The 13,365-nt window shown below is 41.3% G+C and carries 13 protein-coding genes; all 13 read left to right on the forward strand.

The genetic code is table 11. The annotated features are described in order from the left end of the window. Positions 1–382: 382 nt before the first annotated feature. The 13 genes from ACO6VE_RS10090 to ACO6VE_RS10150 all read left to right on the forward strand — a co-directional run bounded on the left by ACO6VE_RS10090 (position 383) and on the right by ACO6VE_RS10150 (position 13,053). Positions 383–520, forward strand: a complete 138-nt coding sequence (locus ACO6VE_RS10090) for a hypothetical protein (protein WP_422446314.1) — start codon at positions 383–385, stop codon at positions 518–520. A 135-nt stretch (positions 521–655) separates the two neighbouring features. Next, complete coding sequence (locus ACO6VE_RS10095; protein ID WP_422446312.1) at positions 656–880, forward strand: AbrB/MazE/SpoVT family DNA-binding domain-containing protein; 225 nt, start codon at positions 656–658, stop codon at positions 878–880. Beyond that, positions 877–1,290 carry a type II toxin-antitoxin system VapC family toxin gene (locus tag ACO6VE_RS10100; protein ID WP_422461114.1) on the forward strand — a complete coding sequence of 138 codons (414 nt, stop codon included), beginning with the start codon at positions 877–879 and terminating at the stop codon, positions 1,288–1,290. The genes ACO6VE_RS10095 and ACO6VE_RS10100 overlap by 4 nt, the downstream gene beginning before the upstream one ends. A gap of 234 nt (positions 1,291–1,524) precedes the next feature. Further along, positions 1,525–2,535: an acyltransferase family protein gene (locus ACO6VE_RS10105; protein ID WP_422461116.1), complete on the forward strand. Its 1,011-nt coding sequence runs from the start codon at positions 1,525–1,527 to the stop codon at positions 2,533–2,535. Positions 2,536–2,595: 60 nt separating this feature from the next. Further along, on the forward strand, positions 2,596–3,924 hold the full coding sequence (locus ACO6VE_RS10110; protein WP_422461118.1) for a lipopolysaccharide biosynthesis protein: 1,329 nt from the start codon (positions 2,596–2,598) through the stop codon (positions 3,922–3,924). A 348-nt stretch (positions 3,925–4,272) separates the two neighbouring features. Beyond that, entirely contained in the window at positions 4,273–5,535 is a 1,263-nt protein-coding gene (locus ACO6VE_RS10115; protein WP_422461120.1) for a hypothetical protein, read from the forward strand. 370 nt (positions 5,536–5,905) lie between these two features. Then, positions 5,906–6,703: a glycosyltransferase gene (locus ACO6VE_RS10120; RefSeq protein ID WP_422461122.1), complete on the forward strand. Its 798-nt coding sequence runs from the start codon at positions 5,906–5,908 to the stop codon at positions 6,701–6,703. Between the two features lie 328 nt (positions 6,704–7,031). Next, a complete protein-coding gene (locus ACO6VE_RS10125) occupies positions 7,032–7,715 on the forward strand; it encodes a WecB/TagA/CpsF family glycosyltransferase (protein WP_422461124.1) in 684 nt (227 codons plus the stop codon). After that, positions 7,712–8,494: a WecB/TagA/CpsF family glycosyltransferase gene (locus tag ACO6VE_RS10130; protein WP_422461126.1), complete on the forward strand. Its 783-nt coding sequence runs from the start codon at positions 7,712–7,714 to the stop codon at positions 8,492–8,494. The genes ACO6VE_RS10125 and ACO6VE_RS10130 overlap by 4 nt, the downstream gene beginning before the upstream one ends. Before the next feature lie 192 nt (positions 8,495–8,686). Then, entirely contained in the window at positions 8,687–9,808 is a 1,122-nt protein-coding gene (gene gmd / locus ACO6VE_RS10135) for a GDP-mannose 4,6-dehydratase (protein WP_422461128.1), read from the forward strand. A gap of 144 nt (positions 9,809–9,952) precedes the next feature. Beyond that, positions 9,953–10,915, forward strand: coding sequence for a GDP-L-fucose synthase (gene fcl / locus ACO6VE_RS10140; RefSeq protein WP_422461130.1), 963 nt, complete (start codon positions 9,953–9,955; stop codon positions 10,913–10,915). 73 nt (positions 10,916–10,988) lie between these two features. After that, the gene (locus tag ACO6VE_RS10145; RefSeq protein WP_422461132.1) at positions 10,989–11,444 is read left to right on the forward strand and encodes a GDP-mannose mannosyl hydrolase; all 456 of its coding nucleotides are present in this window, start codon (positions 10,989–10,991) and stop codon (positions 11,442–11,444) included. Between the two features lie 121 nt (positions 11,445–11,565). Continuing rightward, positions 11,566–13,053, forward strand: a complete 1,488-nt coding sequence (locus tag ACO6VE_RS10150) for a mannose-1-phosphate guanylyltransferase/mannose-6-phosphate isomerase (RefSeq protein WP_422461134.1) — start codon at positions 11,566–11,568, stop codon at positions 13,051–13,053. The last annotated feature ends 312 nt before the right edge of the window (positions 13,054–13,365 follow it).

Genomic DNA, 13,365 nt, shown 5'->3' on the forward strand with positions numbered 1-13,365 from the left:
ACTGGGGAGGAGGACACAAAAACAGAAAAAAGAAAAGTTTTTTAATCGTATCCTTTGTGATCAATGTAATTAAAAAAAATTATAAGGAAAATGATAATTAGTAATTCTGTTATTACTTTGTCATTTATTATGTCTACATTAGCTATACATCGATTTTCAAATACCAGATAAATGCCCTCATTGCAGGGGGTGAAAGTTAAAGAGTAGCAATATGCCTGCGGCATGATTTTTACAAACAGACGTTTCGCTGTTCCAACATAGAGCGCAAAAGATGGTGAGCGGTAGCGTGCTTGCGACCAGAGAATCGGGGTAAGGTTTATATCCGGGATTTATTTGGGGTGGATTCTTAAAGCTTCTGATCAACTTCCTGAAAATTACTGAGATGAAAATACAGGACCTGGAGCAGGAAATCGAGAAAACACCTGGCGAGCTACTTCTTGCGCTGCTGACCATTGTTCACAGCTTCGGCAAAATGTTGCCTTGGACAGAGCAGAAGAATCTTTTGCACAAGGGTAAATAGAGGCCGCCAACGGTAATTACCGGCCACTGGCTGGCCCCGGCTTTTCGGGTTTCTGGGCTGATTCCATTGGCTTTTCTGGTACACACTCTCAAGTAATACTATATTAGTATTACTTTAAGCCAGAGATAGAAAATCATGAGAGTTACTATAAAAGGCCAGGTCACTATCCCCAGGGAAGTGAGGGAGGCACTCGGAGTTGTGCCGGGAAGTGAAATAGATTTTATTGAGGAGAACGGCAGATTCTATCTGGCAAAAAGAGACCAACTAAAAACGAAGAAAAAATTTGCCCGGTTCAGAGGAATCGCTTCTGCCCAAATGAGCACAGATGAAATTATGGGGTATACGAGGGGAAAACCGTGAACGGCATTCTCATCGACTCTTCTGTTCTTCTGGACTTATTGACCAATGACAAAAACTGGGCTGATTGGTCAGAAAATATTCTGGAACAGTACAGCCAGAGCAATAGCCTATTCATCAACTCAATGGTATACACAGAAATATCGATTGGTTTCAAAACAATAGAAGCAGTCGATGAAACATTAACTGAAATGGGCATTAAAGTTTTGGAAATGCCACGTGAAGCGCTATTTCTGGCAGGAAAAGTTTTCCTTCAATATAGAAAAAACAAAGGCAATAAAACATTACCATTGCCTGATTTCTTTATTGGAGCCCATGCTTTGACTTCAAATTTCCAACTGATAACACGGGATAATGGAAAATTCACAAGCTATTTTCCCACCCTGAGATTGGTAACTCCTGGCACTAATTAATTAGTGAAGCAGAATTATTTCAGTTCATAGCAAATGGCTGACTGGCTTGTAAAGATGGGCATTACGACAGTAGTCGTTATTCACATAGTGAGTGCTTTTACCACAGCAAATCAGCATGTTTTGGCCAGGTTAAAGTGTTACAAAGGCTTTCAATACAAACGATAGTACCCTTCAAACTCTAAACTCAATTTTTAAATACCTATTGCAAGATAATATTAAAGGATTAATGGTGTCATGAGTGATAGAAGCTTATGGGTGGACTACTCAAAAGCCATCGGTATAGTGCTGGTAGTCTATGGTCATGTTGCAAGAGGTGTTTATAATGCTTCAATTCCATTGAATGTTGGTGTTTACACATTAGTCGACAGTCTAGTGTATACATTTCATATGCCACTATTTTTCTTTTTATCCGGTTTGTTTTTTATGAATTCTCTAGGAAGAAGAGGGAGGTTGAAATTAATATCCAGTAAAATTGATACTATTGTATATCCTTATTTATTATGGTCTTTAATCCAGGGGGGAGTCATAGTTGTTTTGTCATCCTTCACCAATAATAAGGTTGAGGCCAGCACATTATTAACAATTCTATGGCAACCACAATGGCAGTTCTGGTTCTTGTATGCACTATTTATGATTTTTGTGTTGTCGTCCATTTTGTTCAACTCCAGTGAAAATAGACTGATATTATTAGCTTTTGCTGTGTCTATCTTACTATACATCTTCCAGAAGCAGCTACCCAGTGCTTATAACTTGGGATTTATCACAAATAATCTTGTTTTTTTTATTGCTGGCATTTTATATGACCGCTATAAAAAGCTATTTCCAGGCTCTGGGAACCTAAATTTTACACTTTTTGCATTTATAATTTTTGCTGTTTCCCAATACATCTTTCATTTACAACTGGATATGAATTATGAAGACAAAGGTGTGTTAAGCCTTCTACTTGCTATGATATCTATTTTGTTTATTGTGTTGTTATCTCAAAGTTTGGTTCGTAAACCTATTCATTGGTTTTTAATTGTTGGTTCTGCATCAATGAGTATTTATTTGTTGCATATACTAGCGGGAAGTGGTGTGAGGATTATTCTGGTTAACCTGTTCTATATCTACGACCCTGCTATACACTTGGTAATTGGAACACTGGCAGGTGTTATTTTTCCTGTTGTAGTTTTCTATTTTGCAAAGCATTATGTCTGGCTTAACTATCTATTTTCTGCTCCCTTAAGCCGTTTAATAAAAAAATAAACTGGATATGCAATATTGTTTTATCAAATCCACAGCAAGCATTTTCTATTTTAAGTATTTATGATTTTTAATAAAATTAAATCTCAAAGAGATAAAGGTATATTTAAAGGGATTGTAACGGGTATTTTAGCAAAGTCGATAACTATAGTCTCTGGACTAGTAACGATTCCTTTTACATTGGAATATTTGGGGGTTGAACGTTTTGGTGTTTGGATGACTATTACAGGGCTTGTAAGTTTTTTAACCCTAAGTGACTTTGGGTTAGGTATTGGTCTGCAAAATGCACTTACAAGGTGTTATGGTAATGATGATAAAGTCAACCCAAAGATTTATATTTCGACAAGTTATTTTCTGGTTTCAGTTTTGATAGTTTTTATCTTATTTTGCTTTCTTGTTTCTCACTCATATGTTCCGTTTGATCGTCTGTTTAAGTTTAATGTTAATAGTCAGGATCTTTATAGTGAATCAATAATGGCAGTAAAATTAAGTTGCATTGCATTTATAGCTTGTATTCCTATAAACCTAATTGAAAGAGTTCTTGTTGGTTATCAAAAAAACTATTTGGCAAACCTACTGCTCTGCTTAGGAAGAGTATTGGGGTTGTTCTTTATTTTTATAAGTATATACTTTGATCTCGGTCTCTATCTTTTGTCTGTTTTGTTCATAGTGTCGCCAAGTATTGTTTATTTTGTTTATACGATATTTTATTTTTCTAAAGTGGAAAATAGAGAGATGTGTCCCTCTATCTACTTTATTAGAACACAACACTTTAAGGATGTAATTAGTACAGGGGGGTGGAATTTTCTTGCGCAGTTTTCTTTTGCTCTAAAAGAAAATATGCCGATACTGATTATATCATCCTTGGTGGGTGTAGCGCAGGTTTCAACCTTTGCTGTAACTCAGCGAATCATAGGTGCTGTTTTGATGTTTATTAATGTTTCTTTACAATCTTTGTGGCCTGCCTATGGAGAAGCATTTTATAAAAGAGATAAGGCATGGATAACTAAAACATTAAAAAGATCCATTGTTTCAGTACTTATTATATCTCTTTCTTCTTCTATTATTTTTGTTCTATTTGGGAAGTTGATAATTGATATATGGGCAGGTAGTGAAGTGGTTCCAAGTTTTACACTTTTAATGTTGTGTGCATTTTGGATGGTTTTATCAAGCATAAATATTGCACTCACGATGCTGCTCAATGGCACAAATAATTTTAAAAGCCAAGCTACTTATGGAGTTGCCTTGGTTATTTTGGGTTCATTTTTCTCTTATAGATTCGGAATTGATGTTGGAATGATCGGAGTTGTTTTGTCATTTATATTAATCTCTGAGTTATCTCGTACGATTGTATTTAGCATTGATATCAGAAGATTGCTAAGGAATATATGAGTAAATTTATTAATGAAGACTATTTTTTTATGGGTGTTTTATCATCGCTTAAACTTCTTAATAATATCAATGAATTTAATGTGAGCATGCTGACATATGCATCTCCAAACTGTATATTTAGTGAGTACACAAACTTACTAAAAGGTGAAGTAGTCAATTATTCTAAAATTGTCAGATTTACCCAAGTTAATGGTACTTCAGTTCATTAGGCTCCCAGGTTAAAACCACCGGCTTTAGAGGGTGGTTGTTGAGTTGCTTCCCGTTTCTTAGTTGTATAACTTTCAATAAATGGTTAATTTACTTTCTGTCAAACGAAAACACCCCTATTTTATATTGATCCTTTTTAATATGGGTTTTTTGTTTTTAAGTGATTCTAAAACTTCTGGTATCCCTTTTTTTCGGGAGCTGTTTGTTTTCATATTGCTCTCTATTTGTGCCTGGCAGATTATCATCAAACGCCGCTGGCAGGGCACTTTTTATGAGTATTGGGTTCTGTTATTGGTAGGGAGTACTATACTACTTTCCCCTTTGCTGGCATGGCTGAGCTTTGGTCAACCTATAAGTTATGGCATGCTGGAAGAACGACGAATTTTGCATTATCTGATTTTTTTCCCACTATTTTATGGTCTTTTAAAAAAACACATTACGGTGAAAACAATAGAGAAGTACATTATCTTTGCCTTTTTGGCGTGTGTGGCATTAGGTTCGCTCTATGCACTGCAAATTCTGCAAGTCCGCGCTGGTGTTTCTTTCCAGGTGGAGGGTGCGATTGAAGATTTAGAAGATCTTTACACTGGGTTTCGTGCAGGGCGTTTTACCTTTGGCAGCTCGTTTCTTGGATTGGTGTATCTGCTTGCGATATTAAACTTGCGTCGTCTGCCTTATCTGTTTTCAAAGGCTGCTATTAAATGGATGTTACTGGCATTGGTGTGTGTCGCTTATCTGTGGTTTGTTGTTCAAACCAGAAGCATGATGGCAATGCTTTTGCTGATGACTCTGGTCGCTTTTCGTCAGCAGCTTTTCCGTGTCGTGCAGTTGGGATATGTTACCCTTTTTACTTTGGTACTGGTTATTGCGCTATTCCCGGATTGGGCCGGGCAGCAGGTCGAAACCTTCGAAAAGCTCTATGAGGAAGCCACCCATGATCATGGCCCCAGGGTCAGGGATGTGACCATACAGGTTATTGTGGATGAAATTTTCAACAATAATCTGGTAGGTATGGGGGCACTTTCCTTGCAATGGCAAGGTGGTTTTCATCAAGTTTATAATCGCCATTTTTACCTATCAGATGTGGGACTTTATGGCATCTGGTACCGGTTTGGCTTGTTAGCAATTCCACTAATATTTTTCTATTTCCGTAACAATCTGGTTTGGGCATTTGGTCGGCCTGATGATAAAAGACCGTTGGTGGTTGCCATCCGTTACTCTATCGTCTTTGCACTATTGAACCCTGTTTACTCTAATATCATGACGTTTGGTGGGCAAACTTATGGATTGTTTTTTGCTGTATTGGCTTACTTGAATTTAGTCGAATACCCCCGTTTGGGAAAACTATCCAGAGAGTCACGATTTTTTAACATTAGATGGTTATCAGGTAAAAACTCATCATGAAAGTGATATTTTTTGTGCTATTGATCAAACCAGTTATAAAAGTTGGTTAAGAATTTCGTGGATTTTATCCCTTGTCTTTGAATTACACTATGGCCCCGCTGTAGAAAAAATAAAGTGGTTGAGTAGTTGACAATAGTCCCTTACCCATCAAAATGGGCCTGCCGACAGGCAATTGATGGTTGTGTTGTAGAGGTTGAAAGTGTAAAGCTTATTAGTTTTGTGTATAACGGCTGTCAGAATCAGATTGTCTGATTCTGCCAACACAGCAAGCGTGTTACGGCATGGTTTTTGTAAAGCCAGTTCATTTCCAAAAAATGCTAACTTCTTTTAAGTGAATCAGTTAAAGCTCTCTTCTTGTGAACGGATTTTTATGCAACAAAATATTGATATTATTACTGTCACCTTTAATAACCTGAAAGAACTCCAGCGAACTTATCAGTCCCTGTTAAGTCAGTCAGATCAACAATTCTGCTGGATTGTTATTGATGGTAATTCAAAAGATGGTACCAAACAGTGGCTCGAAGCAATAAGGCCACCTTTTGCCTGGCGCTGGCTTAGCGAACCGGATACGGGTATTTACAACGCCATGAACAAAGGGCGTAACTACATCGAACACCGTGGTTATAGTCTTTATATGAACAGTGGTGATGAGCTTTATGGGCCTGATGTTATCCATAAGCTTCGTGAGTCACTTTATTTTGCAAACATAACCGAGAAGCCTATGCCTTTGTTGATTTATGGGGATGCAGTCAATATCAGTCAAAGCGGTACTGAGCACCTCAGCTGCTCCCGTTTACCTCAACATGCGTTGAAGGGTATGGTTACATCCCATCAAGCAATGCTTTTTAACAACCAATTATTGGCATTGGTGGGTTATGATGAGCGTTACCAACTCAGTGGCGATTATGATTTGATGTGTAAGTTCATTAAGGCCTGTGATTTCTTTAACCGGCCCCCATTGCGACTCCAAATTAAAATTTGCAAATTTTATCTTGATGGTATTTCTGTGGTACAAAGGCAAAAGGCTTTGAAGGAGGATTACCGTATCCGTCGGAAAGTTATGGAAGCTTCCCATATTATGGCAAGTGTACTTTTTGTAAGTCATCAGATACATTATTTACTCAAAAAAATATTACCGGAATTAATGTTTTCACTACGATCAAAATAAGGTTTTTTCGCATTTTAGCTTATCGTTTTCAGATATTAACGTCAGTAACTAGGGTAACTAATGCTTAACCTACATTCTGGCCCCACCTGTAAAAAGGTTAATCAGATGCAGTATTTTACTATTTAGAAGAATATATTGGTATCAACAGAATAATTCTCCAATTCACCATGATCATTTGATCAGCCAACATGCAAAAGAAGTTGAAAAATAAAAGATGAATAAAGTTATGTTTGGCATTAGATGCTATAAAAATATCACTCAGCTTTTGTGTCATAAGTTACACATTGTTTCAGAGAGTACTGATCACCAGATAATTATTCAGAAATGCTTGGATCAAGCATCTCTTGAACCAACAATAATCTCGTTTTTAAATGCTCATGCCTTCAATTTGGCAGTAAATGATCAGTTATTTCTTGATAGTCTGAGTTCTTCAACCTGGTTATTCAGAGATGGTGTTGGCATTAGTCTGTTATGTCGAACTCTTGGAATTGCCCCAGGAAAGAACATGAACGGTACGGACTTTATTCCCCAGTTACTGGAGCGCGCTATTCAGCAGAAACGGGAAATTATTTTACTGGGTACGGAATCACCATGGCTGGAAAATGCCAAAAAAACACTGGAGTGTAAGGGGGGGAATGTCTGTTTTATCTTTGATGGCTTTCAGCCTAATGAGTTTTACATTAACAAGATTAATTGGAGGCAGTTTCAAAGGCCGATCGTTGTTTTAGCTATGGGTATGCCTAAACAAGAGAAAATAGCGAATGAGTTAGTTAAGCATCTACCCAATGGGCTAATTTTGAATGCTGGTGCCATTCTGGATTTTCTTGGAGGTAAAGTTTCTCGTGCACCGTTGATATTGAGAAAGCTAAGGTTGGAATGGTTGTATCGTTTTTTGCAGGAGCCTGTTCGACTTTTCGGTCGTTATATTATTGGTAATTTTGTTTTTCTGGCTCGAATTCCAAAACTTTTGATAGTTAAATCTTCTATGAAAGATGATATTCTCTCCCAATGACTAAATATTCATTTAATGTAAACGGTCATGAAACCCAGGGTTACTTATTGGGTATCCCATTATGCGATTATACCGCCCCACAAGTTGAGCAGTGGATTAAGGAGGGGCAAATTGAGTCTTTGCAATATTGTGTCACGCCTAATGTGGATCACCTGGTGCGCTACGTGGATTCCAGAGACACTTTATTTGTTGGTGCTTATCGGGCAGCCGATATTGCAATTCTAGATAGCCGTGTATTGCAGCTTGTGTCCAGGTTTTTTCACGGTGCCAATATATCTTTCTTACCAGGTAGTGACCTGACAGAGTATCTATTTAACTCGGGTGTTCTTAGAAATCGGAAAGTTGCCATTATTGGGGGAGATCAGACTGCAATCACTTACATCAAAGAACGATATCATTTGCAAAAACTGTTTCACCATTATCCGCCTATGGGGTTTATTAACAGCCCGGATGCGGTGAAATATTGTATTGAATTTGTTACAAATCATCGGCCAGAAGTATTGTTTCTGGCAGTGGGTTCGCCACGGCAGGAGATTCTTGCGTATCGTTTGAAGCAGGAAGTTGATTTTCCCTGTAAAGCATTTTGTATTGGTGCTTCTATCGACTTTCTTATTGGCAAGGAGAAGCGAGCCCCGCTATGGATGCAAAAACTGGCATTGGAATGGTTATATCGTTTTATAAAAGACCCTAAAGGTAAATTAAGACGATATTTTATAGATGGCCTTAAGATTCTGCCTTTGGTATTCCGTAAGGATTTTATCATTACCAGTAAAAGTTAAATGAATTTTTTGTTTTTTTCAGAACCATGGATTGGGCAGAAAGAACAGATCATTGTGAATTTCATTATCTTCATGTCACTTTCAACTATTCCCTGTAATCCCTACAACCCATGATAGCTCTCATAAAACCACTGAGTACCCTTAACTCATAAAAGCCATAACTACTCACTTTGAAAATACGGTGATACATAAATGTCAAAAAAAGTCGCACTTATAACTGGGGTAACTGGTCAGGATGGCTCCTATCTTGCCGAATTTCTGTTGAAAAAAGGCTATGTAGTACATGGCATTAAACGTCGAGCTTCACTGTTTAATACAGGTCGTGTGGACCATATCTATGAAGACCCACACACAGAAAATCAACACTTCAAGCTTCATTATGGTGACCTGTGTGACAGCTCAAACCTTACTCGTATTATTAGCGAAGTACAGCCGGATGAGGTTTATAACCTCGCAGCACAGTCTCATGTAGCGGTGTCCTTTGAATCACCGGAATACACTGCTGATGTTGATGCTCTTGGTACTCTACGCCTGCTGGAAGCAATCCGCTTTTTAGGGCTGGAGAAAAAGACTCGTTTTTATCAGGCTTCTACCTCCGAGCTATATGGCTTGGTACAGGAGATTCCCCAAAAGGAAACTACACCGTTTTATCCTCGCTCGCCCTATGCCGTGGCGAAAATGTACGCCTACTGGATAACTGTTAACTACCGGGAGTCCTATGGCATGTATGCCTGTAATGGCATTCTGTTTAACCATGAGTCACCCCGCCGTGGTGAAACCTTTGTTACCCGTAAAATTACCCGTGGTCTGTCTAATATTGCTCAGGGGCTCGATCAGTGCCTCTATCTGGGAAATATGGATGCCCTGCGGGACTGGGGCCATGCTCGTGATTATGTAGAGATGCAGTGGCTGATGCTGCAACAAGAACACCCGGAAGATTTTGTCATCGCTACCGGTGTCCAGTATTCTGTACGACAGTTTGTAGATTTCACCGCCAAGGCCATTGGTATTCAGCTGCGCTGGGAAGGCTCCGGTGTGAATGAGTGTGCCTATGTGGAGAAGATTATGAGTGATAACGCTCCGGCCCTGACACTTGGCCAGAAGGTGGTTGCGGTTGATCCCCGTTACTTCCGTCCAGCTGAGGTTGAAACCCTGCTGGGTGATCCATCCAATGCCAACGCCAGGCTAGGTTGGGAACCGGTGATCACACTGGAAGAAATGGTGGCAGAAATGGTGGAGTATGACCTGTCCAAGGCCAAGCAGCACGCTTTGCTGAAAGAGCATGGCTACGATGTGAAAGTGTCGCGGGAGTAGTAGTTATAAGTTTTGGGGTATGAGCTGAGAGGGTGAGAACTTTCTCTATTCATAACCCATGACTAAAAACTCACAACCGAGGCTAACATGTTCAAGACATAATTGACCCCGGCCTGTGCCGGGGCGTTCAATCAAATAATTCCTATGAAAAGAGTTTTTGTTGCTGGCCACCAAGGCATGGTGGGATCGGCTATTATTCGTCAGCTGTCTGAACAAGCTGATATTGATTTAATTACCTGCAGTCGCAGTGAGCTGGATCTAACCAGCCAGAGTGCTGTAGCTGAGTTTTTCCACTCTGCACCGATTGATCAAGTGTATCTTGCTGCGGCAAAAGTGGGGGGTATTCATGCCAATAACACTTACCCGGCTGAGTTTATTTATGAAAACCTGATGATAGAGTGCAATATTATCCATCAGGCTTTTGCGGCAGGCGTTAAGAAACTGCTGTTTTTGGGGTCCAGTTGTATTTATCCGAAGTTAGCACAGCAGCCTATGGTGGAAACTGAGTTGCTTAATGGCCATCTGGAAGCCACCAACGAGCCTTATGCCATCGCTAAGATTGCTGGTATCAAGCTGTGTGAATCTTATAACCGGCAGTACGGCGTTGATTACCGCTCGGTAATGCCAACTAATCTTTATGGTGAAAACGATAACTTCCATCCCGAAAACAGCCATGTAATCCCGGCCATGATGCGCCGCTTTCATGAAGCGAAGCTGCGGGGAAGTAAAGAAGTCGTCGTATGGGGAACCGGTATGCCAATGCGAGAGTTTCTTCATGTGGATGATATGGCGGCAGCCTGCCTCCATGTGATGAACCTGGATAAGGCCATTTATTGCAAACATACCGAACCCATGATGTCCCATGTTAATGTGGGTACCGGGGTGGATTGCACCATTCGAGAACTGGCCGAGACCATGAAGCAGGTGGTGGGTTTTGAGGGTGACATTGTGTTTGATACCTCCAAGCCTGATGGTACACCCCGTAAGCTGATGGATGTTTCCCGTTTGCATCGGATGGGCTGGAAGTCTTCGGTCTCTTTGCAAGATGGGTTGGGTATGACTTACCGCTGGTTCCTTGAACATGCTGCTCAGTTGCGGTCGGTATGAGTTGAGAGTTAATAAGTAATTGCTGTTCACTTTTAACCATTAACTATTCCTACTTCATCATTAACACAACCCTATGCTTGGACTCGAAACTTTCAAAACAGTTGTCGCCTCTTCGCCCCTGGTCTCCATTGATTTGATTGTGCGTAATCGCCAGAAGCAAGTGCTGTTGGGACTACGGAGTAATAGCCCTGCCCAAGGGTTTTGGTTTGTACCAGGTGGGCGAATTCAGAAAGACGAACGGGTGGAAAGCGCTTTTCGCCGTCTGGTTAAAGTGGAACTGGGATGTGATGCAAGTTTTGTTCAAGCCCGGTTTTTAGGACCTTATCAGCATTTCTACCCGGATAATTTTTTTGGTGATAACTTCAGTACTCATTATGTGGTGTTGGGTTATGAATTGGAGCTGGATATTAGTCTCAATGATCTTCCAGCTGATCAGCATCAGGATTATCGCTGGTTTACCGTTGATGAATTGCTGGCTTCTCAGCAGGTCCATCAACATACTAAGGATTATTTTAGTGATGGGTCGTGAATTATAAGTGATGAGTTCCCTCTCACACCCAAGAATCATTCTTTTCACAACCCACAACCCACAACCCACAACCCACAACCCACTGTACAAAAACCATAACTCACAGCTCATAACAAAAACTATGAACCTAATACCCGTAATCATGTCCGGCGGCTCCGGCAGCCGCCTCTGGCCTCAGTCCCGTTCTTTATACCCAAAACAGTTTCTGCCCTTGGTCAACGAACAGACTATGTTGCAGAACACAGTATCCCGATTGGATGGGCTGGACTCTGTTGCCGCTCCATTGGTGATTGCCAATGAAGAGCACCGTTTCCTTGTGGCAGAACAGTTTCGCCAGATGAACCGCAAAGCCTCAGGGATTATTCTTGAACCTGCTGGCCGGAACACCGCCCCGGCAGTCGCTCTGGCATCTCTTAAGGCTCAAAACTTACAACCCACAACTGATAACGATCCAATCCTGCTGGTCCTGGCAGCGGATCATGTGATTAACGATGTTAAGGCTTTCCATCAGGCTGTTGAGGCGGCATTACCAGCGGCCCGCGATGGGAAACTGGTCACTTTCGGTATTGTGCCTGCCCATCCGGAAACAGGGTATGGTTATATTAAGGCGGGTGAACAGATAATAGGGAATCGGGTAGAGGTAATAGCGGGTAAAAACGTTGAATCCACAACCCATAATCCATCACTCACAACTATCTACTCAGTCGATCAGTTTGTAGAGAAGCCGGATCTGGAAACGGCTCAGGGTTATCTGGCCTCTGGGGACTATTACTGGAACTCTGGCATGTTCTTGTTCAAAGCCTCCCGCTATTTGGAAGAATTGAACCAGTTTCGTCCGGATATTCTTGAAGCCTGCCAAAAAGCGATGGAAGTACAAAGTGCCGACCTGGACTTTGTTCGTTTGGACGAGCATGCCTTTAAGGCCTGCCCGGATGAGTCCATTGATTACGCAGTGATGGAAAAAACCACCGATGCAGTGGTGGTACCTCTGGATGCCGGGTGGTCTGATGTCGGCTCCTGGTCTTCGCTGGCTGATATTTCTGAAAAGGATAATGCGGGTAACTCCACTCTGGGCGATGTATTGCTTCGCGATACACGCAACACCTATGTGCGCAGTGAGAAAAAATTGATTGCCACGGTGGGGGTTGATGACCTGGTGATCACCGAAAGTGATGACGCCATCCTTGTGGCCCATAAGGACCGCGTGCAGGATGTTAAAAAGATCGTTGATCGTTTGAAAACGGAAAACCGTTCCGAGGTCAAACTGCACCGCAAGGTTTATCGTCCATGGGGGGCTTACGACTCCATTGATACAGGTGACCGTTTCCAGGTCAAGCGCATTACCGTTAAGCCCGGTGCCCAGCTCTCTTTGCAGATGCACCATCATCGTGCCGAGCATTGGATTGTGGTTAAAGGCACTGCGCTGATAACTAATGGTGATCAGGAAATTCTACTGACTGAAAATCAGTCTACCTACATTCCTATTGGTGTTGTTCACCGGCTGAAAAACCCCGGCAAGTTCAACCTTGAGCTGATTGAGGTGCAGAGCGGTGGGTATCTGGGTGAGGATGATATTGTGCGGTTTGAGGATACCTATGGTAGGGCGTGATGAGTTACTGGTTGTCGCTGGCTGTCACCATTTTGGCGTCGTATATAGTGGCACAGGCGGCGCTCAGCCGTCGGCAGGGTCGTTATTTATGCTGCTGTCAAAGCTTACGGATAATTCGGCAATCTCCAGGGTTATTGGTAATACCAATTCCACCTTCTAAATATGAACTGCGCAGCCATTTTGAACAGCTGGATCTTCGTTGGAATTCCTCGCAATAGCCCTGCATATTCTGGTAAACGTGAACGCTAATTCTGGTAAGCGTGAACACCTCCGCTTACCCAAGCACTGCCCTCCTTTATTTGTAGCCTGAGT

The organism is Endozoicomonas sp. ALB115, assembly GCF_049310245.1.
GTDB lineage: Bacteria > Pseudomonadota > Gammaproteobacteria > Pseudomonadales > Endozoicomonadaceae > Endozoicomonas.

What these genes read in the sequence shown, in the direction of transcription:
- ACO6VE_RS10090 (WP_422446314.1), top strand. Translation starts at nt 383, where the DNA reads ATGAAAATACAGGACCTGGAGCAGGAAATCGAGAAAACACCTGGCGAG.
- ACO6VE_RS10095 (WP_422446312.1), top strand. Translation starts at nt 656, where the DNA reads ATGAGAGTTACTATAAAAGGCCAGGTCACTATCCCCAGGGAAGTGAGG.
- ACO6VE_RS10105 (WP_422461116.1), top strand. Translation starts at nt 1,525, where the DNA reads ATGAGTGATAGAAGCTTATGGGTGGACTACTCAAAAGCCATCGGTATA.
- ACO6VE_RS10110 (WP_422461118.1), top strand. Translation starts at nt 2,596, where the DNA reads ATGATTTTTAATAAAATTAAATCTCAAAGAGATAAAGGTATATTTAAA.
- ACO6VE_RS10115 (WP_422461120.1), top strand. Translation starts at nt 4,273, where the DNA reads ATGGGTTTTTTGTTTTTAAGTGATTCTAAAACTTCTGGTATCCCTTTT.
- ACO6VE_RS10120 (WP_422461122.1), top strand. Translation starts at nt 5,906, where the DNA reads ATGCAACAAAATATTGATATTATTACTGTCACCTTTAATAACCTGAAA.
- ACO6VE_RS10130 (WP_422461126.1), top strand. Translation starts at nt 7,712, where the DNA reads ATGACTAAATATTCATTTAATGTAAACGGTCATGAAACCCAGGGTTAC.
- gmd (WP_422461128.1), top strand. Translation starts at nt 8,687, where the DNA reads ATGTCAAAAAAAGTCGCACTTATAACTGGGGTAACTGGTCAGGATGGC.
- fcl (WP_422461130.1), top strand. Translation starts at nt 9,953, where the DNA reads ATGAAAAGAGTTTTTGTTGCTGGCCACCAAGGCATGGTGGGATCGGCT.
- ACO6VE_RS10145 (WP_422461132.1), top strand. Translation starts at nt 10,989, where the DNA reads ATGCTTGGACTCGAAACTTTCAAAACAGTTGTCGCCTCTTCGCCCCTG.
- ACO6VE_RS10150 (WP_422461134.1), top strand. Translation starts at nt 11,566, where the DNA reads ATGAACCTAATACCCGTAATCATGTCCGGCGGCTCCGGCAGCCGCCTC.